At 65.8% G+C, this 24,716-nt stretch carries 25 protein-coding genes; 12 read left to right on the forward strand and 13 right to left on the reverse strand.

Going from position 1 to position 24,716, the window contains the following annotated elements:
- Positions 1–6: 6 nt before the first annotated feature.
- Positions 7–846, forward strand: coding sequence for a nucleoside triphosphate pyrophosphohydrolase (mazG, locus tag ACFZCE_RS15020; RefSeq protein WP_390940279.1), 840 nt, complete (start codon positions 7–9; stop codon positions 844–846).
- A 58-nt stretch (positions 847–904) separates the two neighbouring features.
- A complete protein-coding gene (locus ACFZCE_RS15025; protein WP_390940281.1) occupies positions 905–1,444 on the forward strand; it encodes a DUF2058 family protein in 540 nt (179 codons plus the stop codon).
- A gap of 78 nt (positions 1,445–1,522) precedes the next feature.
- On the opposite strand, the gene ACFZCE_RS15030 is transcribed toward ACFZCE_RS15025, so the two are convergent.
- From ACFZCE_RS15030 to purM, 4 genes are all read right to left on the reverse strand, one after another.
- The gene (locus ACFZCE_RS15030; RefSeq protein ID WP_390940282.1) at positions 1,523–1,723 is read right to left on the reverse strand and encodes a hypothetical protein; all 201 of its coding nucleotides are present in this window, start codon (positions 1,721–1,723) and stop codon (positions 1,523–1,525) included.
- Positions 1,724–1,982: 259 nt separating this feature from the next.
- Positions 1,983–2,693 (reverse strand): DUF3108 domain-containing protein, encoded by a 711-nt coding sequence (locus tag ACFZCE_RS15035; RefSeq protein WP_390940284.1) that lies wholly within the window; start codon positions 2,691–2,693, stop codon positions 1,983–1,985.
- Between the two features lie 8 nt (positions 2,694–2,701).
- Positions 2,702–3,355 carry a phosphoribosylglycinamide formyltransferase gene (gene purN, locus ACFZCE_RS15040; RefSeq protein WP_390940286.1) on the reverse strand — a complete coding sequence of 218 codons (654 nt, stop codon included), beginning with the start codon at positions 3,353–3,355 and terminating at the stop codon, positions 2,702–2,704.
- A complete protein-coding gene (gene purM, locus ACFZCE_RS15045; RefSeq protein WP_390940288.1) occupies positions 3,355–4,413 on the reverse strand; it encodes a phosphoribosylformylglycinamidine cyclo-ligase in 1,059 nt (352 codons plus the stop codon). The genes purN and purM overlap by 1 nt, the downstream gene beginning before the upstream one ends.
- Positions 4,414–4,660: 247 nt before the next feature.
- Between purM and ACFZCE_RS15050 the strand changes: the two genes are divergently transcribed.
- A complete protein-coding gene (locus tag ACFZCE_RS15050; protein ID WP_390940290.1) occupies positions 4,661–5,716 on the forward strand; it encodes a DUF2066 domain-containing protein in 1,056 nt (351 codons plus the stop codon).
- Positions 5,717–5,725: 9 nt separating this feature from the next.
- A complete protein-coding gene (locus ACFZCE_RS15055) occupies positions 5,726–6,799 on the forward strand; it encodes an AI-2E family transporter (protein ID WP_390940293.1) in 1,074 nt (357 codons plus the stop codon).
- Positions 6,800–7,004: 205 nt separating this feature from the next.
- Here the strand turns inward: ACFZCE_RS15055 and ACFZCE_RS15060 are convergent, their stop codons facing one another.
- The 3 genes from ACFZCE_RS15060 to ACFZCE_RS15070 are packed head-to-tail and all read right to left on the reverse strand — an operon-like array spanning position 7,005 to position 9,779.
- Positions 7,005–7,448, reverse strand: a complete 444-nt coding sequence (locus tag ACFZCE_RS15060; protein ID WP_390940295.1) for a GNAT family N-acetyltransferase — start codon at positions 7,446–7,448, stop codon at positions 7,005–7,007.
- A 39-nt stretch (positions 7,449–7,487) separates the two neighbouring features.
- On the reverse strand, positions 7,488–8,813 hold the full coding sequence (locus tag ACFZCE_RS15065) for an NtaA/DmoA family FMN-dependent monooxygenase (protein ID WP_390940297.1): 1,326 nt from the start codon (positions 8,811–8,813) through the stop codon (positions 7,488–7,490).
- Positions 8,814–8,837: 24 nt separating this feature from the next.
- Positions 8,838–9,779: an aliphatic sulfonate ABC transporter substrate-binding protein gene (locus ACFZCE_RS15070; RefSeq protein WP_390940299.1), complete on the reverse strand. Its 942-nt coding sequence runs from the start codon at positions 9,777–9,779 to the stop codon at positions 8,838–8,840.
- A 174-nt stretch (positions 9,780–9,953) separates the two neighbouring features.
- Between ACFZCE_RS15070 and ACFZCE_RS15075 the strand changes: the two genes are divergently transcribed.
- A complete protein-coding gene (locus tag ACFZCE_RS15075) occupies positions 9,954–10,298 on the forward strand; it encodes an RcnB family protein (RefSeq protein ID WP_390940301.1) in 345 nt (114 codons plus the stop codon).
- Between the two features lie 52 nt (positions 10,299–10,350).
- On the opposite strand, the gene ACFZCE_RS15080 is transcribed toward ACFZCE_RS15075, so the two are convergent.
- Entirely contained in the window at positions 10,351–11,853 is a 1,503-nt protein-coding gene (locus ACFZCE_RS15080; RefSeq protein ID WP_390940303.1) for a CoA-acylating methylmalonate-semialdehyde dehydrogenase, read from the reverse strand.
- Positions 11,854–11,975: 122 nt separating this feature from the next.
- Between ACFZCE_RS15080 and ACFZCE_RS15085 the strand changes: the two genes are divergently transcribed.
- A complete protein-coding gene (locus ACFZCE_RS15085) occupies positions 11,976–12,914 on the forward strand; it encodes a LysR substrate-binding domain-containing protein (RefSeq protein WP_390940305.1) in 939 nt (312 codons plus the stop codon).
- Between the two features lie 140 nt (positions 12,915–13,054).
- Here the strand turns inward: ACFZCE_RS15085 and greB are convergent, their stop codons facing one another.
- Entirely contained in the window at positions 13,055–13,534 is a 480-nt protein-coding gene (gene greB / locus ACFZCE_RS15090) for a transcription elongation factor GreB (RefSeq protein WP_390940307.1), read from the reverse strand.
- Between the two features lie 172 nt (positions 13,535–13,706).
- Between greB and ACFZCE_RS15095 the strand changes: the two genes are divergently transcribed.
- The gene (locus ACFZCE_RS15095) at positions 13,707–14,564 is read left to right on the forward strand and encodes an RHS repeat-associated core domain-containing protein (protein WP_390940309.1); all 858 of its coding nucleotides are present in this window, start codon (positions 13,707–13,709) and stop codon (positions 14,562–14,564) included.
- Positions 14,565–14,579: 15 nt separating this feature from the next.
- Here the strand turns inward: ACFZCE_RS15095 and lpxH are convergent, their stop codons facing one another.
- Together lpxH and ACFZCE_RS15105 are read right to left on the reverse strand one after the other, a co-directional pair.
- Positions 14,580–15,311 (reverse strand): UDP-2,3-diacylglucosamine diphosphatase, encoded by a 732-nt coding sequence (gene lpxH, locus ACFZCE_RS15100; protein WP_390940311.1) that lies wholly within the window; start codon positions 15,309–15,311, stop codon positions 14,580–14,582.
- A complete protein-coding gene (locus ACFZCE_RS15105) occupies positions 15,308–15,820 on the reverse strand; it encodes a peptidylprolyl isomerase (protein ID WP_390940313.1) in 513 nt (170 codons plus the stop codon). Before ACFZCE_RS15105 ends, lpxH begins: the two co-directional genes overlap by 4 nt.
- Positions 15,821–15,946: 126 nt before the next feature.
- Between ACFZCE_RS15105 and ACFZCE_RS15110 the strand changes: the two genes are divergently transcribed.
- Positions 15,947–17,635: a glutamine--tRNA ligase/YqeY domain fusion protein gene (locus ACFZCE_RS15110; RefSeq protein ID WP_390940315.1), complete on the forward strand. Its 1,689-nt coding sequence runs from the start codon at positions 15,947–15,949 to the stop codon at positions 17,633–17,635.
- A gap of 6 nt (positions 17,636–17,641) precedes the next feature.
- A complete protein-coding gene (cysS, locus tag ACFZCE_RS15115) occupies positions 17,642–19,015 on the forward strand; it encodes a cysteine--tRNA ligase (RefSeq protein ID WP_390940318.1) in 1,374 nt (457 codons plus the stop codon).
- A 49-nt stretch (positions 19,016–19,064) separates the two neighbouring features.
- Here cysS and ACFZCE_RS15120 read toward each other — a convergent pair whose 3' ends face one another.
- Both ACFZCE_RS15120 and ACFZCE_RS15125 read right to left on the reverse strand, forming a co-directional pair.
- On the reverse strand, positions 19,065–19,940 hold the full coding sequence (locus ACFZCE_RS15120) for a formate/nitrite transporter family protein (protein ID WP_390940320.1): 876 nt from the start codon (positions 19,938–19,940) through the stop codon (positions 19,065–19,067).
- 191 nt (positions 19,941–20,131) lie between these two features.
- Complete coding sequence (locus ACFZCE_RS15125; protein WP_390940322.1) at positions 20,132–21,022, reverse strand: alpha/beta fold hydrolase; 891 nt, start codon at positions 21,020–21,022, stop codon at positions 20,132–20,134.
- A 118-nt stretch (positions 21,023–21,140) separates the two neighbouring features.
- On the opposite strand from ACFZCE_RS15125, the gene ACFZCE_RS15130 reads away from it, so the two are divergent.
- From ACFZCE_RS15130 to ACFZCE_RS15140, 3 genes are all read left to right on the forward strand, one after another.
- Entirely contained in the window at positions 21,141–22,175 is a 1,035-nt protein-coding gene (locus ACFZCE_RS15130; RefSeq protein WP_390940324.1) for a substrate-binding domain-containing protein, read from the forward strand.
- A 220-nt stretch (positions 22,176–22,395) separates the two neighbouring features.
- On the forward strand, positions 22,396–23,712 hold the full coding sequence (locus tag ACFZCE_RS15135; RefSeq protein WP_390940633.1) for a D-galactonate transporter: 1,317 nt from the start codon (positions 22,396–22,398) through the stop codon (positions 23,710–23,712).
- A 25-nt stretch (positions 23,713–23,737) separates the two neighbouring features.
- Positions 23,738–24,712 (forward strand): NAD(P)-dependent oxidoreductase, encoded by a 975-nt coding sequence (locus ACFZCE_RS15140; RefSeq protein ID WP_390940326.1) that lies wholly within the window; start codon positions 23,738–23,740, stop codon positions 24,710–24,712.
- Positions 24,713–24,716: the final 4 nt, after the last annotated feature.

Here is a 24,716-nt window from a genome sequence, read left to right on the forward strand (position 1 = left end):
AAGGCCGTGTACCGCCTCGACGACCTGCTGCACCTGATGGCGCGCCTGCGTGACCCTCAACACGGCTGCCCGTGGGATGTGAAGCAAACCTGGGCCAGTATCGTGCCGTTCACCCTCGAAGAAGCCTACGAGGTGGCCGACGCCATCGAGCAGGGCGACTTCGAGCACCTGCCCGGCGAGCTGGGCGATTTGCTGTTCCAGGTGGTGTATTACGCCCAACTGGGCCAGGAAGAAGGCCGCTTCGACTTCAACACGGTGGTGCACGCGATCACCGCCAAGTTGGTGCGCCGCCACCCCCACGTGTTCCCCACCGGCGACCTCTACGCCCCGCTCGGTACGCCACGGCTGGATGACACCCAGGTGAAGCGGCGCTGGGAAGAGATCAAGGCCGAGGAGCGCGCCGAGCGCGCCCAGGCGCCGGAGCAATTGTCGCTGCTCGACGACGTGCCCGCCGCGTTGCCGGCGCTGGCCCGTGCCGCCAAGCTGCAAAAGCGCGCCGCCACCGTCGGCTTCGACTGGCCCGAGGCGTTGCCGGTGGTCGACAAGGTGCGCGAAGAACTGGATGAAGTGCTCGCCGCCATGGCCGCGCCGGCTTACGAGGGCGCGCTGGCCGAGGAGCTGGGCGACCTGCTGTTCAGCGTAGCCAACCTGGCGCGGCACCTCAAGGTTGACCCGGAAAACGCCCTGCGCGCGGCCAACGGCAAGTTCGAGCGGCGCTTCCGGTTTATCGAGCAGGCCTTGCGCGCCCAGGGCCGGCCCATTGAAGATTGCAGCCTCGAGGCGCTCGATGCGTTGTGGGGCGAAGCCAAGAAACAGGAAACACACCCGCCGGCCTGCGGCGGGTAAGCATCAGTTAGGTGCGCCGCGTTGGCGGCGCAGTTCGTTTATTCGAAGGTAACGCGAAATGAGCCTCTCCCTCCGAGATCAATTGCTGAAAGCCGGCCTGGTCAACCAGAAGCAGGTCAAGCAGGTCACCAAGGACCAGAAGAAACAAAAGCGCCTGGAGCACAAGGGCCAGGTCGACGTAGACGACACCCAGCAGCGGATTGCCCAGGAAGCCATGGCCGAAAAAGCCAAGCGCGACCTCGAGCTGAACCGCCAGCAGCAGGAAAAAGCCGAGGCCAAGGCCCGCGCCGCGCAGGTCAAGCAGTTGATCGAGGCCACCCGCCTGCCCAAGCTGACCACCGAGGATTACTACAACTTCGTTGACGACAAGAAGGTCAAGCGCCTGTCGGTCAACAGCCTGATGCGCAGCAAGCTGAGCAATGGCGCGCTGGCCATCGTGCACCATGGTGGCGGCTACGAGGTGGTCCCGCGCGAGGCGGCGCTGAAGATCCAGCAGCGTGACCCGCAGCGCATCGTGATGCTCAACGAGATGGTCGAAGAAACCGACGCAGACGATCCGTACGCCGCCTACAAGATCCCGGATGATCTGATGTGGTAAGGCGGTAGGGCCTGCCAGCCCTACCCATAATGAAAAAGCCCGCGTGAGCGGGCTTTTTCATGGCTGGCGAAAAGGCCGTCAGGCCTGGGCGTGCTCAGCGTTGGCTGTGCGCGCCTGCTCCAAGACCTCAAGCTCGAGCTTGTAGGTCTGAGCGGCGCTTTCATCATGGAACATGCCTACCAGCAAATCCTGTTGGTACACATCCCAGATGCGCACGCCCGAGGCTACGGCTTCATGGGATTTATGCGAATCGTCACGTTCAGTTACTCGTACGGTCATTCTGCAACTCCTCCGAAAACGGGCCTGCATCAAGACGTGGTGCAGGCCTTCGTTATAGGGTTTGTTAGGAAGCTAAGTAAACCGGCGATTTTTGCAAGGGTGTTTTGCAAAAAGGGTAATAATCGTGGAGACCGCTGAGGCTGGGCGCTGTGGCGAATTGTCGCACCCGGTTCGCTTGTGTGAATAATCGTTCATGGAACCCGGGGGAGGGGGTTGAAGGCCTTCGCCCGGCGCTGCCGGGCAAAGGCTTTGCAGCCGTTTAGTTACCTTTTACCGCCTTACCGTCCACCGTGCCGTCTTGCAGCATGATGGTGTATTCCTTGCCGTCGGTTTCAGTTTGCTGCAGTTGCACCAGCAGGTAGTCCCAGTTTTTGGCGAACCACAGCACGGTGGTGCGCTTGCTCTGGGTGGGGTCGCGCACGCGTTCGACCTTGATCGCGTCGATGCTGCCGGCCTTGGTGTTGACCTTCTCTTCACCCAGTGCGCGGAAGTCGTAGGTGTCGAGGTCGTCGCCGTCTACCACCTGGTAGCTCATGCTCTTCTTGCCGGCGGCCACGTCGTGTTGCAGGGCCAGTTGGTAAGTGGATTTGTCGAGCACGCCGTTGTTCAGCGGCAGGTTGACCGCGTCGCCGCGGTCGCTGCCGGTGATTTTCTTGGCCGACCAGTCGAAGTCGAGGTTCACCGTTTTGCTTTTGCCCAGGCCGCCACGCTCGTAGCTGTAGCTCTGGGGCAGGAAGCTGCCTTTGTCGTACTTGAACTCACTGCTTTCGCTGAGGCTGGCGATCATCATCGAGGCCTTGAAGCTCAGCGACCACTGGCCATTGGCGTTGGCGCTGAGGCTACGCTCGGCGGTGCCGCTCATGGGCAGTTGTTTCCAGTCGGCGGTGTAGCTGGCGCTGAACGGCTTGAGGTCGGCGGCTTGGGCCAGCGGGGCAAGCAGGGCGAAGGCTAGAAGCAGGGCGCGACGCATAGTGTCTCCTAATGGCGAATCACATGGCCGGTGGCGGGCAGGGGTTGGCCGTCCAGATGGACCTGGCCGCTGCCGGCCAGCGTCAAACGGCCTTCGGCGAACCAGCGTACCGCCAGCGGGTAGATCTGGTGTTCCTGGGCGTGAACCCGGTGTGCCAGGGTGTCTGGCGTGTCGCCCGAGTCTACCGGTACGACCGCCTGTACGACCAGTGGTCCCCCATCGAGTTCCTCGGTGACGAAGTGCACGGTGCAGCCATGCTCGGCATCCCCCGCCTCGAGCACCCGGCGGTGGGTGTGCAAGCCCTTGTACTGGGGCAGCAACGAGGGGTGGATATTCAGCAGGCGGCCTTGGTAGTGGCGCACGAAGCCGGGGGTGAGGATGCGCATGAAGCCGGCCAGCACCACCAGGTCGGGGCTGTAGCCGTCGATGGCGCTGATCAGCGCCGCGTCGAAGGCGTCGCGGCCATCGTAGTCGGTGTGGCTGAGCACGGCGGTGGGTACGCCGGCGGCCTCGGCGCGTTGCAGGCCGTAGGCGTCGGCGCGGTTGGAGACCACCGCGCTGATTTGCGCCGGGTTGCCCGGGGCCTGGCTGCTGTCGAGCAGGGCTTGCAGGTTGCTGCCGGTACCCGACAGCAACACCACCACATTGCAGGTGCGCGGCATCAGTGTGCCTTGAGGTTGTTCAGCTCGACCTGGGCGGCGCCTTCGGCGGCGGTGGCGATCTGGCCGATCACCCAAGGTTGTTCACCGGCCTGGCGCAGCACCTCGAGCGAACGCTCGACGTCGGCCTGTGCCACGCAGATGACCATGCCCACACCGCAGTTGAGCACGCGGTGCATCTCGTGCTCGTCGACGTTGCCCTGCTGTTGCAGCCAGTCGAACACCGCCGGGCGCGCCCAGCTGGCCACGTCGATCACCGCTTGGGCGCCGGCCGGCAGCACGCGCGGGATGTTGTCGAGCAGGCCGCCGCCGGTGATGTGGGCCATGGCCTTGACCGCGCCGGTTTGCTTGATCAGTTGCAGCAGCGGCTTGACGTAGATGCGCGTGGGCGCCATCAGCAGGTCGGCCAGGGGCTTGCCGCCGAGCTGGGTGTCTTCGATCACCGCGCCAGACACTTCGATGATTTTGCGGATCAGCGAGTAGCCATTGGAGTGCGGGCCGGAGGAGGGCAGGGCGATCAGCGCGTCGCCGGCCACTACCTTGGAGCCGTCGATGATCTCGGCCTTTTCCACCACGCCCACGCAGAAGCCGGCCAGGTCGTAGTCTTCGCCTTCGTACATGCCGGGCATTTCAGCGGTTTCGCCGCCCACCAGCGAGCAGCCGGCCAGTTCGCAGCCGGCGCCGATGCCGGTGACCACGGTGGCGGCGGTGTCGACGTTGAGCTTGCCGGTGGCGTAGTAGTCGAGGAAGAACAGCGGCTCGGCGCCGCAGACCACGAGGTCGTTCACGCACATGGCGACCAGGTCCTGGCCGATGCTGTCGTGTTTGTTCAGGTTCAGCGCCAGGCGCAGCTTGGTGCCGACGCCGTCGGTGCCGCTGACCAGTACCGGTTGCTTGTAGCCGGCGGGGATTTCACACAGGGCGCCGAAGCCCCCCAGGCCGCCCATGACTTCAGGGCGCGCGGTGCGCTTGGCCACGCCCTTGATGCGTTCGACCAGTGCTTCGCCGGCGTCGATGTCTACACCGGCGTCCTTGTAGCTCAGGGAAGGTTGCTTGCTCATGATTTGGCCTATAGATAGGGGCTTTTCGAAAAAAAGACGCCGCGCGCGCCGCCCTGGCGCGCGACCGCCAGGCAGCCTTTGACGCTAGGTCTGCGAAGGCGCGCGATTCTAGCAGGGTTGGCCGGGAGGGACCATCCTCGCGAGACGGGCCGCGCATTTTGAACAATTCTTTTATTGGCACGCTGAGTGTTTTACGGGAAAGTGTGGTCACACTGCACGAACCGCTTTTGCCCCTCGGGAATCCTTCATGCGTCTGCACACCCTCCTGCTTGCGACCTGCGCCACGCTGGCCAGCCTTGGCGCCCACGCCGAGACCGTCAACAACCTCTACCAGGTGCGCGAGCCGGCCGCCAGCCAAGCCCCCGAAGAGCGTGACCAGGCCACCCAGCGCGCCCTCGAAACCCTGGTGCTGCGCCTGACCGGCGACCCCAAGGCGTTCGCCAGCGCGGGCCTGGCCGGCGTGCGCGCAGACCCTAAACAGATCATCAGCCAATTCGGCTTCGACGCCGGCCAACCGCCGGCGCTGCAGGTCGACTTCGACCCGGTCGCGACCGACGCCGCCCTGCGCAGCGCCGGCCTGCCGACCTGGGGCGCCAACCGCCCGTCGATCCTCGCCTGGTGGCTGACCGACAGCGACAACGGCACCAACCTCACCGGCGACGGCCAGGCCAGCGCCGACCCGCTGCGCCGCGCCGCCCAGCACCGCGGCTTGCCGCTGCGCCTGCCACTGGCAGACTTGGCCGAGCAGCCGCTGGCCAGCGCGAAAACCCTCGAAGGCAACGACCCCAGCGCCCTGCGCGGCGCCTCCGAGCGCTACGGCGCCGACGCCCTGCTGGCGGTGCACGCCACCGGTAGCGCCGGCCAGTTGCAGGCCAAATGGCAGTTGTGGCTGGGCAACCAGCGTGAGCAGGGCACCGCCCAGGGCAGCGATGCCGCCGGCCTGGCCGACGCGGTGATGCTGGCGGTCAGCGAGCGCCTGGCGCCGCGCTTCATCGCCAAGCCGGGCGCCAGCAGCGACATGACCCTGCAGGTGCAGGGCATGAACCTCGAGCGCTACGGCCAGCTCAGCCGCCTGCTCGACAGCTTCGGCGGCCGCCTGGCCTCGATCAACGGTGACACCGCGGTGTACCAGGTCACCGGCAGCCCTGAGCAATTGCGGGCCCAGCTCGGCCTGGCGAAATTGCAGGAAAGCCCGCCCGAGCCGGCACCGCCCGCCGCCACCCCGGCGCCCGTGCCCGGCCAACCCGCGGTAGCTCCCGCGCCGGTGCCCGCCGGCCCGGCCCCTCTGCGTTTTCACTGGTAAGGGCTGACCATGGCTGACATGCACCGTTGGTTCTGGCTGGGCATTGCCCTGCTGTGCTGCGCGTTCATCTATTTGCTGCACCCGATCCTCACGCCGTTCCTGGTGGCGATGCTGCTGGCCTACCTGGGCGACCCGCTGGTCGACCGCCTCGAGGCCTGGGGGCTGTCGCGCACCCTCGGCGTGGTGGTGGTGTTCGTGGTGTTCACCCTAGTGCTGGTGCTGGGCCTGGTGGTGCTGATCCCGATGCTCGCGCGCCAGGTGGTGCGGGTGTACGAACTGGCGCCGCAGATGCTCGACTGGCTGCAGCAGGTGGCGTTGCCCTGGGCCCAGGCCAAGCTGGGCCTGGCCGAGGGCTTCTGGAAGTTCGACAAGATCAAGGCAGCGATTTCCGAGCACATGGGCCAGACCACCGACATCGTCGGCCTGGTGTTGCAGCGCGCCACGGCGTCCAGCCTGGCGCTGGTGGGCTGGCTGGCCAACCTGGTGCTGATCCCGGTGGTGGGTTTCTACCTGCTGCGCGACTGGGACGTGATGATGGCCAAGATCCGCAGCCTGCTGCCGCGCCAACGCGAGAAGCAGATCGTCGGCCTGGCCGGCGAATGCCACGAGGTGCTGGGCGCGTTCGTGCGCGGGCAACTGCTGGTGATGCTCGCCCTAGGCGGTATCTATGCCTGCGGGCTGATGCTCACGGGCCTGGAGCTGGGCCTGTTGGTGGGGGTGATCGCCGGGCTGGCGTCGATCGTGCCGTACATGGGCTTTATCACTGGTATCGGCGTGGCGATGGTGGCCGGGTTGTTCCAGTTCGGCCTCGACTGGCTGCACCTGGGGCTGATCGCCGGTGTTTTCGTGATCGGCCAGGCGCTTGAAGGCATGGTACTGACGCCGATGCTGGTGGGCGACCGCATTGGCCTGCACCCGGTGGCGGTGATCTTCGCCGTGCTCGCCGGTGGCGAGTTGTTCGGCTTCACCGGGGTGCTGCTGGCGCTGCCGGTGGCGGCGGTGATCATGGTGCTGATCCGCCATGTGCATGACCTGTACAAGCAGTCGGAGCTGTATGCCGGCGATGAGGACCCTGAGCTTTAGGCTCGGCTTAGCGGCCCCTCGCCCGGCACAGCCGGCCTCCCACGGGTTCCTGTGTTGCCTAGGAAATCGGGACTACACAAATCTGGTGGGAGGCCGGCTGTGCCGGGCGATAGGCCCTGAAGCCCATGCACAAAATCAGCAGCGCTCTCAGATTGATCCCCTCCATGAAGCCCCGAAATGGCTCAAGCGAACAGCCTTACGGCGGTTACACCGCCTTCTCGAAAAACACCCGATCAAACCCGTGCTCTCGGCGCCGGCCGGTTTCGGCATACCCCAGCCGCGGGTACAACGCCAGGTTGGCGCTCATCAAGGCATGGGTGTACAGCCGCACGCACGGCAGCCGCAGGCGCCGCGCTTCACCCTCGCAAAACCCGATCAACGCCTTGCCGATGCCCTGGCCCCGCGCGGCCGGGGTGACCGCCACGTTCTCCAGCAGCACATGGTCGGCCTCGGCCCACAGCACCACGAACCCCAGCAACTCATCGCCAGCACCACGGGCTACGTACACCTGGCCGGCGGCGATCTGCGCGGCGTAGTCGGCCAGCATTGGCGCTGGCGGGCGGCCGATCAGCGGGATGTAGGGCGCATAGGCCTGCTCGGCGCAGGCGCGGATGGCGGCTTCGTCACTGGGCAGCGCGGGGTGGATCATGGCGGGGCTCGCAGGCGGGGGCTGGCGGCCCAGCATACCTCAGTCTTCCAGCGCCGCCAGGCCCAGGTGCTCGCGCAGGGTGCTGCCTTCGTAGGCGGTGCGGAACAGCCCCTTGCGCTGCAGGTGCGGGATCACGCTCTCGACGAACTCGCTGAACGAGCCCGGCAGGAACGCCGGCGACACCACAAAGCCGTCGCAGCCGCCCTGGTTGAACAACTCGGCGAGTTGGTCCGCCACCTGGGCGCCTGTGCCCACCAGTTGCGGCACGCGCACGCTGCTGGCGAAGATCCGCCCGAGTTCCTCGAGGGTAGTGCTGGGCCCCTGCATCAGCAGTTTTTCCGCGGCGGCGGCGTGCACCAAGGGTGAGGCCGCGACTTGCGCCAGCGTGGCGTTGAGCGGGAACGGCGAGAGGTCGACGTTCAACTGCGAGGCCAGGGTGACCAGCCCCAACTCCGGCCGCGCCAGGGCATTGTGCTGGTCGCGCTTGGCGCGGGCCTCGGCCTCGCTGCCGCCGATGAAAGGCATCACCGCGGTGAGCACCTTGCAGCTGTCGGCATGGCGGCCTTGCTGGACCACTTGGGCGCGCACGTCGTTGCGAAACGCCTGCATCGCCGCCAGGTGCGGGTGGATGGTAAAGATCGCTTCCGCCCAGCGCGCGCCGAAGCGCCGGCCGCGGCCGCTGGAGCCCGCCTGGATCAACACCGGGCGGCCTTGGGGCGGGCGCGGGATGTTCAGCGGCCCTTCGACCTTGAACCATTCGCCCTGGTGGTTCACCGAGTGGATGCGCGACGGGTCGGCCAGCACGCCTTGTTCGCGGTCGAGCTTGAGCGCATCGCGCCCCCAGCTTTGCCACAGCTTCAGCGCCACCTGCACGAACTCGTCGGCGCGGTCGTAGCGCAGGTCGTGCTCCAGGTGCTTGGCCTTGCCGAACAGCCGGCCTTCGCTGTCGTTCATCGAGGTGACGATGTTCCACGCGGCGCGGCCCTGTGAGAGGTGGTCGAGGGTGGCGAATTCGCGGGCGATGTGCGCCGGCTCGTAATAGGTAGTGGAGCGGGTCGCGCCCAGCCCCAGCTTGCGGGTTTGCCCCACCAGGTAGGAGAGCACCGGCAGCGGGTCGAGGCGGGTGGCGTCTTGGGCGCCGTAGCGCAGCGCCAGCTCCCGCGAGCCGCCCATCTGGTCGCCCACCGCCAGGCGGTCGGCGAAGAACAGAAAGTCGAACAGGCCTTCTTCGACCACCCGCGCGGTACGTGCGTAGTACTCCGGGTCCAGGTAGTTGCCCACGGTTTGCGGGTGGCGCCAGGCGGCGTGGCTGTGGATCACCGGGCCAGACAACAAAAAGGCAGACAGGTGGATTTGGCGGCTCATGGCAAGGCGGCTCCAGGCAGGCGGTCAGTGGGCAGTGGGTGCCCAGGTGGCGATGGTGTCGATCGTCAGCGGCTTGGGAATCAGCTTGGCGGCGTAGTAGGTGTCGGCGATGCGTTGCTGCTCGGCCAGCTCATCGAGCTTGACCGGCACGATCTCGTAGCTGCGCCGGCTGTTGGCCAGCTCGACGGTGGCCGGCGGGATGTTGCCCCACAGCGGGCCGAGCTGCTGCGCCGCCTCTTGCGGGTGCGCCTTGACCCATTGGCCGGTGTGCTTGAGGGTGTCGAACACCACCTGCAGCACCTCTGGGTGGGCCTTGGCAAAGCTCGTATTGGCCACGTAGAAGCGGTTGTAGTTGGCCACCCCGGCGCTGCCGTCGGCGATCACCCGCACCTGATGCTCACGCTGCTGGGTGGCCAGGAACGGGTCCCAGATGGCCCAGGCATCTACGCTGCCGTTGCTGAACGCGGCCACGCCGTCGGGGGCTTCGAGGTACACCGGGGTGATGTCTTGCAGGGTCAGCCCGGCGCTTTTCAGTGCGCTGATCAACAGGAAGTTGCTGCCCGAACCCTTCGACACCGCCACCCGCTTGCCCTTGAGGTCGGCCACGCTGTGCACCGGCGAGTTGGCTTGCACGATGATCGCCTGGGCGCTCGGCGCCGGGGTTTCGCGGGCGTAGTAGGTGAGCGGCGCGTTGGCCGCCTGGGTGAACAGCGCGAAGGCGTCGGCGACGTCGGCGTGCAGGTCAACCGAGCCCGCGTTCATGGCGCTGAGCAGGCCGCTGCTGAACTCGTGCCAGTTCACCGTGAAGCCCAGGGGCTTGAGCTTTTCTTCGAGCTGGCCGTTGTTCTTCAGCAGGATCCACAGCGTGGAGGAGCGTTGGTAACCGATGTCTACGGTTTGCGCGGCCTGCGCGGCGGCGGCCGAGAGCAGCAGGCCAGCGGCCAGCAGGATGGAGCGTAGGGGCATGGGAACATCGCCAGGGCAAGGAATGGAGCCAGCGAGTATTCAAAGCCTGGGGGGCGCGGGTGAAAGACTGTATCGGACTAAGGTTATGCCCGGCGCCCGCCGCCGAACATTAAGCTGAACCGCCACGCCTTTGCCCGGCTCCAAGTTACACAGTGCCAATAAAAGGAAACGAGCATGAGCGCGACAGTACGCAAGGTGGTGTATGCCACGCTGGCCAGTGCGGTATTGGCCCTGGGCCCACAGTGGGCGCACGCCGACAACGAGAAGCCGGCCGACTGCCAGAAGAACGAGGTATTCATGAAGTTCCTCGATCACACCAAGTGCTATGGCACGGGCGATAAAGTGCCAGACCCAAACAGCCGGGACGAAGTGGCGCTGAAGGATTGGAAGAACTACAAGCTGCCGGCGCCGAAGGAAAACACCCAGTGGGTGAAATCGGGCGATCACTTTTTGCTGATCAACCGGGAGAACGCGACGATCGTCGAGATTTATGACAAGGCGGGGCACAAGGTGGAATAGGGTTGCAGGCCCCTTGCCCGGCTGGCGCCGGGCGAGGGGCTTTCAAGCAACGTTACTTCGCCACCGGCATGGTGAACTCAGCGCCTTTCTCGATGCTTTCAGGCCAGCGCTGCATGATCGACTTCTGCTTGGTGTAGAAGCGCACACCCTCTTCGCCGTAGGCGTGCATGTCACCGAACAGGCTTTTTTTCCAACCACCAAAGCCGTGCCAGGCCATCGGCACCGGGATCGGTACGTTGATGCCGACCATGCCCACCTGAATACGCCGGGAGAATTCGCGGGCGATGTTGCCGTCGCGGGTGAAGCAGCTCACGCCGTTGCCGAATTCGTGGGCGTTGATCAGCTCGACCGCCTCGCCGAAGTCGCGCACGCGCACGCAGCTCAGCACTGGGCCGAAGATCTCTTCGCGGTAGATGCTCATTTCAGGGGTGACGTGGTCGAACAGCGTGGCGCCGGTCCAGAAGCCAGCCTTCAGGCCTTGCTCGTCGGGGCTGAAGGTGCGGCCGTCGACCAGCAGGGTAGCGCCGGCTTGCACGCCTTGCTCGATGTAGCCCTCGATGCGCTGCAGGGCCACCTTGCTGACGATCGGGCCCATTTCCGCCTTGAGGTCGCGGCCGTCGGTGATGCGCAGTTCCTGGGCGCGCTTGGCCAGGGCCGGCACCAGCCGATCAGCCACATCACCTACCAGCACCGCGACCGAGATGGCCATGCAACGCTCGCCGGCGCTGCCGTAACCGGCGCCGATCAGGGCGTCTACTGCCTGGTCGATGTCGGCGTCGGGCATCACCACCATGTGGTTCTTGGCGCCGCCCAGGGCTTGCACGCGCTTGCCGTTGGCGGCGCCGGCCTGGTAGATGTGCTGGGCGATCGGGGTCGAGCCGACGAAGCTCAGGGCTTTCACGTCGGGGTGGTCGATCAGTGCGTCTACCGATTCCTTGTCGCCTTGGACCACGTTGAACACGCCCTTGGGCAGGCCGGCTTCGCGCAGCAGGTCGGCCATGAACAGCGAGGCGCTAGGGTCGAGCGGGCTTGGCTTGAGCACGAAGGTGTTGCCGGCGGCCAGGGCCACTGGGTACATCCACATCGGTACCATCACCGGGAAGTTGAACGGGGTCACCCCGGCGACCACGCCCAGCGGCTGGCGCATGGTCCAGTTGTCGATGCCGCGCGACACCTGGTCGGTGTAGTCGCCCTTGAGCAGTTGCGGCACGCCGCAGGCGAACTCGAGGATGTCGATGCCGCGGGCGACTTCACCCTGGGCGTCGGTGAACACCTTGCCGTGCTCGGCGGTGATGATGTGGGCCAGTTCATCCTTGCGCTCGTTGAGCAGGCGCAGGAACTCGAACAACACCCGCGCGCGGCGGATCGGCGGGGTTTCGCTCCACGCTGGGAACGCCGCCTGGGCCGCGGCTACTGCCTCGTTCACGGTTTGCTGGCTGGCCAGCGCGACGCTGCCAGACACCTCGCCGGTGGCCGGGTTGTAAACGTTTTGCGCGCGGTCATCGCGGCTGACGCGTTCGTCGTTGATGTAATGGGTGATTGAGGGCGTGCTCATGGGCGGGGCTCCGGTTCTTGTAGGCGGATGGGGCTGCGATGGGGTTAACGATAGCCCTTTACTTTGTTCTTGCCGAGGCGCAAAAATTGAAATCATTGTCCTGATTACTGAACAATCCGCCGATGGAAAAAACCGAAATCGAAGCCCTCTGGACGCACATCCACTGGCTGTCCGTGCTGGCCGAGCAGGGCACCTACACCGCGGCCGCGCAGCGCCTGGGGGTGAGCAAGTCGGCGGTCAGCCAGCGCATCATCGACCTGGAGAAAGCCACCGGCCTGAGCTTGGTGATGCGCACCACCCGCAGCGTGCGCCTGACCGACGCCGGCGCCTCGCTCACCCGCGAGGTGCGCAGCGCCTACGCGCACATCGCCCGCAGCTTTACCCAGGTGCGCGATTCCGCCGGCGCCGTGCGCGGGCTATTGCGGGTGACCGCGCCGGTGGCGCTGGCGCGCCAGCAACTGGTGCCGCGGCTGGCGGGCTTTTTGCGGACGTACCCCGAGGTGCGCATCCAGCTGGATGTGAGCGATGCAATCAGCTCGATCGCCGCCGAGGGCTACGACCTGGCGGTGCGCCATGGCTTCCAGGTGCCGGAAACCCATGTGGCCTGGAAGCTCTGCGACACCCACTCGGTGCTGGTCGCCACCCGCGACTACCTGGCCCACGCCGGCGAGCCGAAACGGCCCGAGGAACTGGCCCAGCACAACTGCCTGTTCTACCCGCGCAACGCCGACGCCCCGGCCTGGACCTTCGAAAAGGCCCGCCGCGGCCACGCCGAGCCGGAGCGCATCACCGTGCCGATCACCGGCTGCTTCGCCACCAACAACAGCGAAGCGCTGCGCGATGCCGCGCTGAACCACCTGGGCATTGCCTTGCTGCCGGATTTCAGCGCCCAGGCCGGGCTGGCCCAAGGCACCCTGGTGCGGGTGCTGGCGCCGTGGCGGCTGCGTGGGGCGTTTTCCGATGAGATCCACCTGATCCGGCCGTATTCCTTGCATGTGCCGAAGGCGGTGAGTGCGTTGGTGGGGTATTTGCGCGAGCAACTGGCTGGGGGGTTTGGTTGAGGCCGCTGGCCCTTCGCCCGGCACAGCCGGCCTCCCACTAGATTTGTGTAAGTCATTGATTTCCGAAGCAATACACAACCCGTGGGAGGCCGGCTGTGCCGGGCGATGGGCCCACCAGGCCATGCGCGCCCTTGCCAGGCCTAAGCCTTGGCCCCATACCAGATCCGGTTCACATACCACAGTGCCTCGCCGGTGGGCGTTTGCACCGTCACCTCATCGCCCTCCTGCTTCTTCAGCAAGGCCCGGGCCATGGGCGCGTCGATCGAGATGTAGTCGTTGCGGCCGTAGATTTCGTCATAGCCCACCACGCGGAAGGTCTTCTGCTCGCCGTCGTCGTTCTCGATCTCGACCCAGGCGCCGAAAAACACTTTGCCTTCCTGTTCGGCGGCGTAGTCGACCACTTTTACGTCTTCGAGGCGCTTGCGCAGGTAGCGCACGCGGCGGTCGATCTCGCGCAGCAGCTTTTTGTTGTACTGGTAGTCGGCGTTTTCACTGCGGTCGCCCAGCGAGGCGGCCCAGGCGACCTTCTGGGTGATTTCCGGGCGGTACACCCGCCACAGGTGGTCGAGCTCGGCCTTGAGCGTGTCGTGCCCTTCGCGGGTGATGATATTGGTGGGCAAGGGGGGCTCCTGAAGGTGGCCTGGGGGGGGCAGCGGAGTAGGTTGGGCCTGCTGCCCGGATTGAGGCGGGCCTGATTTTCGCCCCAGCCTGCAAACCTGGCAACCTTACTAGGTGGTTGGGTTATACAGGGCCGTTATAGTGGGTGCGAGCCCCTGTTGATGGAGGTTACCCATGCTCGTCACGACCCATGCCTCTGGCACCGTGCTTCACCGCAATGGGCTGCTTCAGCACTATGATGCCTTTGGTTATGGGCCGGCCAGGCGGGCAGCCGCCGCGTTCAATGGCCTGTGGCGCGAGCCTGGCAGCGGGCTGTATCTGCTGGGGCAGGGGCGGCGTGGGTACTCCCCTACGCTAAGGCGCTTACTGGCGGCGGATGCATACAGCCCATTCGGGGCCGGTGGCATCAATGCGTACGCTTACGCCAACGCTGAGCCAGTCGGGCGCTGGGACCCTTCCGGCCGGGGGGTTGAACAGATCGGCAAACAGCTCGGCAAACTTGGCCGCCTGATCACTGGCCGCCCAGACAAGGCCGCGTTGCGCACGCTTTGGGCAACCCCGCTTGCGCCGGAGGTTGTAGTGGGCATGGGGCCCGGCAGAACGATGGAGGTCATCGCCCACGGCCTGGAGGGGCGGATGCTGGTCCATGGTGAACTACTGGCGCCCGACGAAGCTTGGCGGTTTTTCGGTTCAACACCCGCGTCACGCCGTGTGCTGGATGACGCCAGCCAGATCCATCTGGTCATTTGCCACAGCGCTGATAGCTTCAGCCCCGGCCGGGAAGCATTCGGCGCGGGTATTCACCGGCTCAGCGGGCGGCCGGTGCGTGCATACAACGGCGAGGCGATTCAATGGGCCGACCTCAACCCCCTCATCGACCTCTCCTACACCTTGGTGCCCCATCAGCGAGGCCAGATGCTGTTCACCACCAACGCCGCCGAGATGGCTGATTCGCCGTGGTTAGGCGCCTATAACTACCCGCGAGATTACGGGGCTTTTGACGTGCGGCGATTCCGGGGAGGGCAAGGCTGAAGCGCTCGAAGGCGTTCAGGCGCCAGGCGCGATGTCGAACGGCTCCAACTGCCACTGGCCGCCCTCCACCTGCAGCAGCCAACCCTGGCGCTCCCAGTCGCCGAGCACGATGCGCCGCGCGGGTTGGGCGCCGAGCTGCAGCTTGTGCAGGGCAGGGCGGTGGGTGTGGCCGTGGACCAGGGTGAGCACGCCGTGGCGGGCCATCACGCGCGGCACTTCGCTGGGGGTCACGTCGATGATGTCGGTGGCCTTCATGCGGGTTTGCGCGCGGCTTTCGCGGCGCAGCTTGCGCGCCAGCTTCTGCCGGGTGGCCAGCGGCAGGTGGCCGAGCACCCAGCGTACCAGCGGGTTGCGCAGCACCCGGCGCATGCGCTGGTACTGTTCATCGCGGGTGCAGAGGGTGTCGCCGTGCATCAGCAGCACCGGCTCGCCGCCCAGGTTGACCACGCTGGGGTCGGGCAGCAGGGTACAACCGGCCGCGCGGCAAAAGCGCCGGCCGATCAAGAAATCGCGGTTGCCATGCATCAGGTAGATGCGCGTGCCGCGCTCGGCCAGGGCCTTGAGCGCGGTGGCGACCGACTGTTGGAACGGCGACATGGCGTCGTCGCCGATCCACACTTCGAAGAAATCACCAAGGATGTACAGCGCCTCGGCGCCGCGGGCGCGGCCTTCGAGCAAAGCAAAAAACGCCCGGGTGAGGTCCGGGCGTTCTTCCTGCAGGTGCAAGTCGGAGATCAGCAGGATCACTCAATGATCTCGGCTTTCTCGATGATCACGTCTTCTTTCGGTACGTCTTGGTGGCCGGCCTTGGAACCGGTGCTCACGGCCTTGATCTTGTCGACCACTTCCTGGCTGGCGCTGTCGTCTTTGTCGATGCCGCCGAATACCGCGTAGCCCCAGCCTTGCATCGTGGGCTGGCTGTGGTTGAGGAAGTCGTTGTCGCCGACGTTGATGAAGAACTGCGCCGAGGCCGAGTGCGGCTCGGAGGTGCGCGCCATGGCGATGCTGTATTTGGTGTTCTTCAGGCCGTTGTTGGCCTCGTTCTTGATGCTGGCGCGGGTTTTTTTCTGTTCCATGCCCGGCGCGAAGCCGCCGCCCTGGATCATGAAGTTGTTGATCACGCGGTGGAAGATGGTGTTGTCGTAATGGCCTTCCTTCACATACTGGACGAAGTTGGCCACGGTTTCCGGCGCCTTCTCGGCGTTCAGCTTGAGGACGATTTCACCGTGGTTGGTGGTCAGTTTGACGGTTGCCATAAAAATCACTCTTGTCGAAAAAACGGTTTGAGCCAGTGCCATGCAGCGCCGGCCTGTCGGTGCCTTGACAGCTTGGGCTATGATAAGCGCTTTGTTCCAGCCGGCACACCCGTATTCAAGGATTCTATGAGCAAGCCAACCGCCGACACCCAAGCCGCCAAGGCGCCTGTGGTTCCCACCAACTTCCTGCGGCCGATCATCCAGGCTGACCTGGACGCGGGCAAGCACACGGCCATCGTGACCCGTTTCCCGCCGGAGCCCAACGGCTACCTGCACATCGGGCATGCCAAGTCGATCTGCGTGAACTTCGGCCTGGCCCAGGAATTCGGTGGCGTGTGCAACCTGCGCTTCGACGACACCAACCCGGCCAAGGAAGACCAGGAATACATCGACGCGATCAAAAGCGACGTGCAATGGCTGGGCTTCAACTGGAATGGCGAGGTGCGCTACGCCTCCGAGTATTTCGACCAGTTGCACGCCTGGGCGGTCAGCCTGATCGAGGCCGGCAAGGCCTATGTTGACGACCTCACCCCCGAGCAGGCCCGTGAGTACCGCGGCAGCCTCACCGAGCCGGGCAAGAACAGCCCGTTCCGCGAGCGCTCGGTGGCCGAGAACCTCGACCTGTTCGCGCGCATGAAGGCCGGCGAATTCGAAGACGGCGCCCGCGTGCTGCGCGCCAAGATCGACATGGCCTCGCCGAACATGAACCTGCGCGACCCGATCCTGTACCGCATCCGCCACGCCCACCACCATCAAACCGGCGATAAATGGTGCATCTACCCCAACTATGACTTCACCCACGGCCAGAGCGACGCCATTGAGGGCGTGACGCACTCCATCTGCACCCTCGAGTTCGAAGGCCACCGGCCGCTGTACGAGTGGTTCCTCGAGCACCTGCCGGTGCCGTGCAAGCCGCGCCAGTACGAGTTCTCGCGGCTGAACCTGAACTACACCATCACCAGCAAGCGCAAGCTCAAGCAACTGGTCGACGAGCGCCACGTCAGCGGTTGGGACGACCCGCGCATGAGCACCCTGCAGGGCTTTCGCCGGCGCGGCTACACCCCGGCGTCGATCCGCAACTTCTGCGAAATGATCGGCACCAACCGCTCCGACGGCGTGGTCGACATGAACATGCTCGAGTTCAGCATCCGCGAAGACCTCGACCACAACGCCCCGCGGGCGATGTGCGTGCTGCGCCCGCTGAAGGTGGTGATCAGCAACTACCCCGAGGGCCAGGTTGAAACGCTGGAGTTGGCGCGCCACCCGAAACACGACCTGGGCAACCGCCAACTGCCGTTCGCCCGCGAGCTGTACATCGACCGCGACGACTTCATGGAAGAACCGCCGAAGGGCTACAAGCGCCTGGAGCCGGGCGGCGAAGTGCGCCTGCGCGGCGCCTACGTGATCCGCGCCGACGAGGCGATCAAGGACGCCGCCGGCAACATCATCGAGCTGCGCTGCAGCTACGACGCCGACACCCTCGGCAAGAACCCCGAGGGCCGCAAGGTCAAGGGCGTGATCCACTGGGTGCCGGCGGCCGCATCGGTCGAATGCGAAGTGCGCCTGTACGACCGCCTGTTCCGCTCGCCGAACCCGGAAAAAACCGACGAGGGCGGCACCTTCCTCGACAACATCAACCCGGGCTCGCTGCAGGTGTTGAGCGGCTGCCGCGCCGAGCCGTCGCTGGCCCAGGCGGCGCCTGAAGACCGCTTCCAGTTCGAGCGCGAGGGGTATTTCTGTGCGGACCTGCGTGACCACAGCGCGGCCAAGCCCGTGTTCAACCGCACCGTAACCCTGCGTGATTCCTGGAGCTGACCGGCCGTGCTGACCGTTTACAACACCCTGAGCAAAACCAAGGAAGTGTTCACCCCGCTCGATGGCAACAAGGTGCGCATGTACGTGTGCGGCATGACCGTGTACGACTACTGCCACCTTGGCCACGGCCGCAGCATGGTCGCCTTCGACCTGGTCAACCGCTGGCTGCGCTACAGCGGCTATGAGTTGACCTTCGTGCGCAACATCACCGACATCGACGACAAGATCATCCAGCGCGCCCAGGCCAACGGCGAAAGCTTCGAGGCCCTGACCGCGCGGATGATCGCCGCGATGCACGAAGACGAAGGCCGCCTGAACATCCTGCGCCCCGACCAGGAACCGCGCGCCACCGGGCACATCCCCGGGATGCACGCGATGATCCAGACCCTGATCGACAAGGGCTATGCCTACGCCGCCGGCAATGGCGACGTGTACTACCGCGTCGGCAAGTTCCAGGGCTACGGCAAGCTGTCGCGCAAGCGCATCGAAGACCTGCGCATCGGCGCGCGCATCGAAGTGGGCGAGGCCAAAGAAGACCCGCTCGACTTCGTGCTGTGGAAGGCCGCCAAGCCGGGCGAGCCGAGCTGGGCGTCGCCGTGGGGCGAGGGCCGGCCGGGCTGGCACATCGAGTGCTCGGTGATGAGCACCTGCTGCCTGGGCGACACCTTCGACATCCACGGCGGCGGCAGCGACCTGGAGTTCCCGCACCACGAGAACGAGATCGCCCAGAGCGAGGCGGCCACCGGCAAGCTCTACGCCCAGCGCTGGATGCACTGCGGGATGATCCGCATCAACGGCGAGAAGATGTCCAAGTCATTGAACAACTTCTTCACCATCCGTGACGTGCTGGAGAAGTACCACCCGGAAACAGTGCGTTACCTGTTGGTGTCGAGCCACTACCGCAGCGCGATCAACTACTCCGAAGAGAGCCTGCGCGACGCCAAGGCCGCGCTGGACCGCTTCTACAACGCGCTCAAGGGCCTGCCGCAGGCGCCGGCGGCCGGCGGCGAGGCGTTCGTCGAGCGCTTTACCGCGGCGATGAACGACGACTTCGGCACCCCCGAGGCCTGCGCCGTGCTGTTCGACCTGGTGCGCGAGATCAACCGCCTGCGCGAGGTAGACGCCGCCTCCGCGGCTGGCCTGGCGGGCCGCCTGCGTGAGTTGGGCAGCGTGCTGGGTGTGCTGCAACTGGAGGCCGATGCCTTTTTGCGCGCCGGCGCCAAGGTCGATGCGGCCGAGGTCGACGCGCTGATTCAGGCACGCCTGGCCGCCCGCGCCGAGAAGAACTGGGCCGAATCCGACCGGATTCGCGACCAGATCGCGGCGATGGGGGTGGTGCTGGAAGATGGCAAGGGTGGGACCAGCTGGCGGATTGAGTAGGGGGCAGTGGCAAGCGGCAAGCGGCAAGTGGTGCGCCGCTTGCCATGGCTTACCGCTTAGCGCTTTTTTCTTCGGTTGCCCCTGAGGGCTGGTCACTCCTGATCTGCGCATGGCTGATCAGCGTAAAGATGAAACTCCCGCCAATGATGTTCCCCGCCAGCGTCGGCCCGCCGAACTGCAACAGGAAGTCGCGCCAGCTCGCCTCACCGGCCCACACCAGGTAGCTCACCTCCAGCGACCCGACCACGATGTGGGTGAATTCGCCCAGAGCCATCAGGTAGGTGACCATGATGATCATCCAGATCCGCGCCTGGTCGAGGGCGGCGATCATCCACACCATGGTGGCGATCATCCAGCCCGAGATGATGCCCTTGGCGAACATCTGCCCGGGGGCGTTTTCCAGCACCTTGCGGCCGATGTCGAGAAAGGCCGCGTCGGTTTTGCTGTCGAAAATTGGCAGGCGCAGCATCACGTAGGCCACCAGCAGGGTGCCGGCCAGGTTGCCGATCAGCACCACGCCCCATAACCGCCCCAGGCGGCCGAAGTTGAGCAGGGTTGGGCGGGTCATCACCGGCAGCACGGCGGTGATGGTGTTCTCGGTGAACAACTGCTGGCGCGCCAGGATCACCGCCAGAAAGCCCGCGCTGTAGCCCAGGCTGGCGATCACGTGGCTGGCTTCGTTGGCGGGCAGGCGCGAATTGAGCAACCCCATCGCCATCAGTGACAGCCCCATGGTCAACCCCGCGGCCAGCGCCGACCAGAACAACGCCGCCATGCTGCGCTCCAGTTCATGGTCGCCCTGGGCGCGGATGATTTCGTGCAGCACCGCGGCGCGGGGCATCTGTTTTTCGTCGGCTTCCTGTTGCTCATCGGCCGACAGGCCGGGGGTTTGGTCCTGTTCGGCTTCGGGCGGGTGCTTGTCCATGGGGGCAGTGCTCAGGGGGAGATGAACAACTGACTGTGGATCCATGGGGGGCGTTCCGGAGGGCGGTGTGTGAAGTTAGAGGGCCCTTCGCCCGGCGCAGCCGGCCTCCCACCAGGTTTATGTAAACCCTTGATTTACCAGGCAATACAAAACCCGTGGGAGGCCGGCTGTGCCGGGCGAGGGGCCAGCCGCTACTGCCCCTGGGCCCCCACCCCAAACACCTCCCGCAACGCCTTGGCATACTCATCGCTGCCAATGATCATGCTGTTGTTGTGGGTGCCGCCGGGCACCAGCAGCAGTTGCTTGGGCTTGCTGGCGGCGGCGTAGAGGGCCTGGCTGAAGCGGTCGGGCACGTATTTGTCGTCGGTGCCGTGGACGATCAGCACCGGCATGGCGATGTGAGGGATCTTGTCGATCGAGTCGAATTTCTCCGACAGCAGCCAGCGCACCGGCAGCGAGGTGTTGATCACTGCCTGGGCGGCGTCGCCCATGTTGGTGAAGGTCGACTCGATGATCAGCCCGGCGGCCTTGGGCTGCTCGCCGTCGCCGATGCGCTGGGCGAGGTCCACGGCGATCGCGCCGCCGAGGGAGTGGCCGTAGATGAAGCGCTTTTGCTCATCGGGCTGCAACTGCACCAGGCGCTGCCAGGCGGCCTGGGCGTCTTCGTAGACCGTGCGCTCGGACGGCAGGTCGCCGGGGCTTTCGCCAAAGCCGCGGTAGTCGATGGCCAGCACTGAAAACCCCAGCTCGCGCAGTTGGGTGATGCGCCGCAATTGCGCGGTGAGGTTCCAGCGGGTGCCGTGCAGGTACAGCGCTGCCGGGGCGTTACGCTGCGCCGCCGGCCACCACCAGGCGTGGATGTACTGGCTGCTGCTGGTGTTGCTCTGCAGCGGGATGTTCAGTTGCTGCACGCCCGCGGGCAGGCCGCTGAACCAACTGGCGGTGCCGGGTTCGATGCGGAAGATCAGCTCGCGCTCTTTGTAGGCCAGGCGCGAGCAGCCGTAGGGCAGGGCGAGCGCGCTGATCACGGCCAGGCTGGCCAGCACGCGGGCGCCGCGGCGGCGAAACATCGTTGAAAACATGGGGTGTCCTGAAAACCGGCGTAAGCCTATCACCTAGCAAAGGGTGTGCCTGGCCGCTGCGTTTGGCAAGGCCCGCGGCCACACGGTAGGATGCGCTTCTTTCTCGGCAAAACCCCTGATGGCGCACAAGTCCCCCAGCGGCCGGCAAACCGGCGGCGTAACCCTGATCGACGTCGCCCGCCTGGCGGGCGTGGCGCCGATGACCGTGTCGCGGGTGCTCAACCAGCCCGACGCAGTGCGCGACGCCACCCGCAGCAAGGTACTCAAGGCCATCGAGCAGACCGGCTACGTGCCCAACCGCCTGGCCGGGGCGCTGGCCTCGAACCGCAGCCGGCTGGTGGCGGTGATCGTGCCGATGCTGACCAACCCGATTTTTTCCGACACCTTCCAGGCCATCGCCGAGCGCCTGGCCAGCGCCGGCTACCAAGTGCTGCTGGGCATGAGCGGCTACCAGGCCGACCGCGAGCAAGAGCTGCTCGAGGTGATCCTCAGCCGCCGCCCCGACGGCATCATCCTCACCGGTACCCTGCACACCGAAGGCAGCCGCCACCGGCTCAAGGCCAGTGGCGTGCCGGTGGTCGAAACCTGGGACCTGACCGACAACCCCATCGACATGCTGGTGGGCTTTGCCCACGAGCAGGTGGGCGAGCAGCTGGCGGCGCACCTGCTCGGCAAGGGTTACCGGCGCTTCGCCTTGGTCAAGGTTGGCGACCCGCGCGGTACCCGCCGCAGCCAGGCCTTCGCCCAGGCGTTGGCCGTGGGCGGCGTGGCGCTGGCCAGCCTGCAAAGCTTTGACGGCCTGCCGAGCCTGGCCCAGGGCCGCGAGGCCCTGGCGCGGCTGCTCGAGGAGGGCCTGGGCGAGGGCGGCGGGCCACTGATGGTGGTGTGCACCTCCGACACCATCGCCCACGGCGTGCTCACCGAAGCCGCCGCCCGCGGCCTGCGGGTACCCGAGCAACTGGCGGTGATCGGCTTTGGCGACATGGCCTTTGCCGCCCACACCTTCCCGCCGCTGTCCACCGTGCGCATCGACGGCCAGCGCATGGGCCAGGCCGCGGCGGCGCTGTTGCTGGCGCGCTTGAACGGGGATGAAACCTCACCGGTGATCACTGACATCGGCTTTGAGTTGGTGCAGCGCGGCAGTACGGTTTAAAGGCCCCGAGGCTTGCGCAACACCCCCAACACGCGCTAGATTTACCTAAAGATGGTTGCGTTACCATCGAGCACCAAGCCTACAACAACTACAACACCGAGCCCAGGGCCCAGCCATGTCCAAGACTTTCGCGCACGCTTCGGCGGCAGAAAATGGTAGCGATACCAAACCTCTCGAGCACGCCACGGCCCTCAAGGCCACCCGCGTGCGCTACGGCATCATGGCGATGCTGTTCTTCATGACCGCGATGAACTACGCCGACCGTTCCACGCTGTCGATCACCGGCGTGGCGATCCAGCAGACCATGGGCCTGAGCTCGATCACCCTCGGCTACCTGTTCTCGGCCTTTGCCTGGACCTACGTGCTGGCGCAGATCCCAGGCGGCCGCCTGCTCGACCGTTACGGCTCCAAGCGGGTGTACGCGGTCAGCTTTGGCCTGTGGTCGGCGCTGACCTTCACCATGGGCTTCGTCATCGGCTTGCCGGCGGCGGTGGGCATCGCCGCGCTGTTCGTGCTGCGGATTCTGATCGGCATCGCCGAGGCCCCGGCGTTCCCCGCCAACAGCCGGGTGGTGGCGACCTGGTTCCCGGCCTCGGAGCGCGGCACCACCTCGGCACTGTTTACCTCCTCCTCGTACTTCGCCAAGGTGATCTTCGCCCCGCTGATGGGCTGGATCACCCAGGAATTCGGCTGGCAGTACGTGTACCTGCTGATGGGCACCCTGGGCTTCGCGATGATGCTGGTGTGGCTGAAGGTGATCCACGCGCCGCGCCAACACCCGCGGATGAACCAGGCCGAGCTGGACTACATCGTCGCCGGCGGCGCCGTGGTCGACATGGACAGCGCGGAAAACACCCAGCGTAAAAAGGGCGAGCAGGGCAGTGTGCAAACCTGGCCGGCGATTCGCGAAATCGTCAGCAACCGGATGATGGCGGGGATCTTCCTCGGCCAGTACTGCGTGACCACGCTGACCTATTTCTTCCTGACCTGGTTCCCGATCTACCTGGTGCAAGACCGCGGCATGTCGATCCTCAAGGCGGGCTTCGTGGCGGCCATCCCGGCGATTGCCGGGTTTCTCGGCGGCGTGCTCGGCGGGGTGGTGTCGGACTGGCTGCTCAAGCGCGGCTACTCGCTCAGCGCCGCGCGCAAGATCCCGTTGGTGGCCGGCATGCTGCTGTGCACCACGATGATCATCTGCAACTACATTCAAACCGAGTGGCTAGTGGTGGCGATCATGGCCGCGTCGTTCTTCGGCAAGGGCTTCGGCGCCCAGGGCTGGGGGGTGATGAGCGATGTGGTGCCCAAGGAAGCCTCAGGCCTGGCCGGCTCGCTGTTCAACGGCTTCGGCAACATCGCCGGGATCATCACGCCGATCATCATCGGCTACCTGGTCAGCGATGCCGGCAACTTCTCCATCGCCCTGATGTTCATTGCCGCCCACGCCCTGGGGGCGATCCTCTGCTACCTGGTCTTGGTCGGCAAGATCCAGCGGCTGCAACTGAAAACGTCCGTGGTCGGCGAGCCTTCGGCCCACTGACCCCCTGCCTGAACCAGGAGTACCCATGAAGATTGTGATGGTCGGCGAAGCCGCCACCCACCAACAGGAACTCGCCGCCGAGCTGGCGACCCCGGCCACCTTCGTGGCCCTGCCCCGCGAGGCCCACGAGTCGCCGGAATGGGACGACCAGATCGACGGCGCCGACGTGCTGGTGGCGATGCGCTTCAAGCGCAGTACCCCGGCCCCGCGCTTTCGCCTGCTGCACGCGCCCGGCGCCGGCCTCGATGGCGTGGACTTCGCCGCGCTGCCGGCCGGCTGCACCGTGTGCAACGTGTTCGAGCATGAAATCCCCATGGCCGAATACGCCATGGCCTGCCTGCTCGAGCACCAGATTGCCTTGGCCAGCGTCGGCGCGGCGTTCAACAGCGACACCTTCGCCCAGGCCTACCTGGGCCGCCAGCCCCGTGGTGAGCTGTACGGCAAAACGTTGTTGATCATCGGTTTCGGCCGCATCGGCCAGGCGGTGGCGGTGCGCGCCCGGGCCTTTGGCATCCGCGTGGTGGCGATCTCCAGCCGCGCCCAGGGCGGCCGGGTAGAAGGCCCAATGGATGAGGCCTACACCGAAGCCGAGGTGCTGGCGCAGTTGCCGCGGGCGGATTTCGTGGTGCTCAGTTGCCCGCTCAACGCCCACACCCGCGGTTCGTTCGGCGCCGCCCAACTGGCGGCGATGAAGCCCAGCGCGGTGCTGATCAACATCGCCCGCGCGGCGGTGGTCGACCAGGCGGCCTTGTATGAGGCGCTCAAGGCCCAGCGCATTGCCCGGGCGTTTCTCGATGTGTGGTACCAGTACCCGGCCGGCGAGGGCGACAACGTGCAGCCGGCCAGCCAGCGCTTCGAAGCGTTGCCCAATGCCTTTTGCACGCCCCATGTGTCGGGTTGGACCCACGGCCTGTTCGAACGCCGCTACCGCCTGATCGCCCAGAACATCGACCGCCTGGCGCGCGGTGAACCCTTGCATAACGTTGTTGCCGGCAACTGAGGCC

The sequence above is a fragment of the Pseudomonas sp. NPDC007930 genome (assembly GCF_042958985.1).
Taxonomy (GTDB): domain Bacteria; phylum Pseudomonadota; class Gammaproteobacteria; order Pseudomonadales; family Pseudomonadaceae; genus Aquipseudomonas.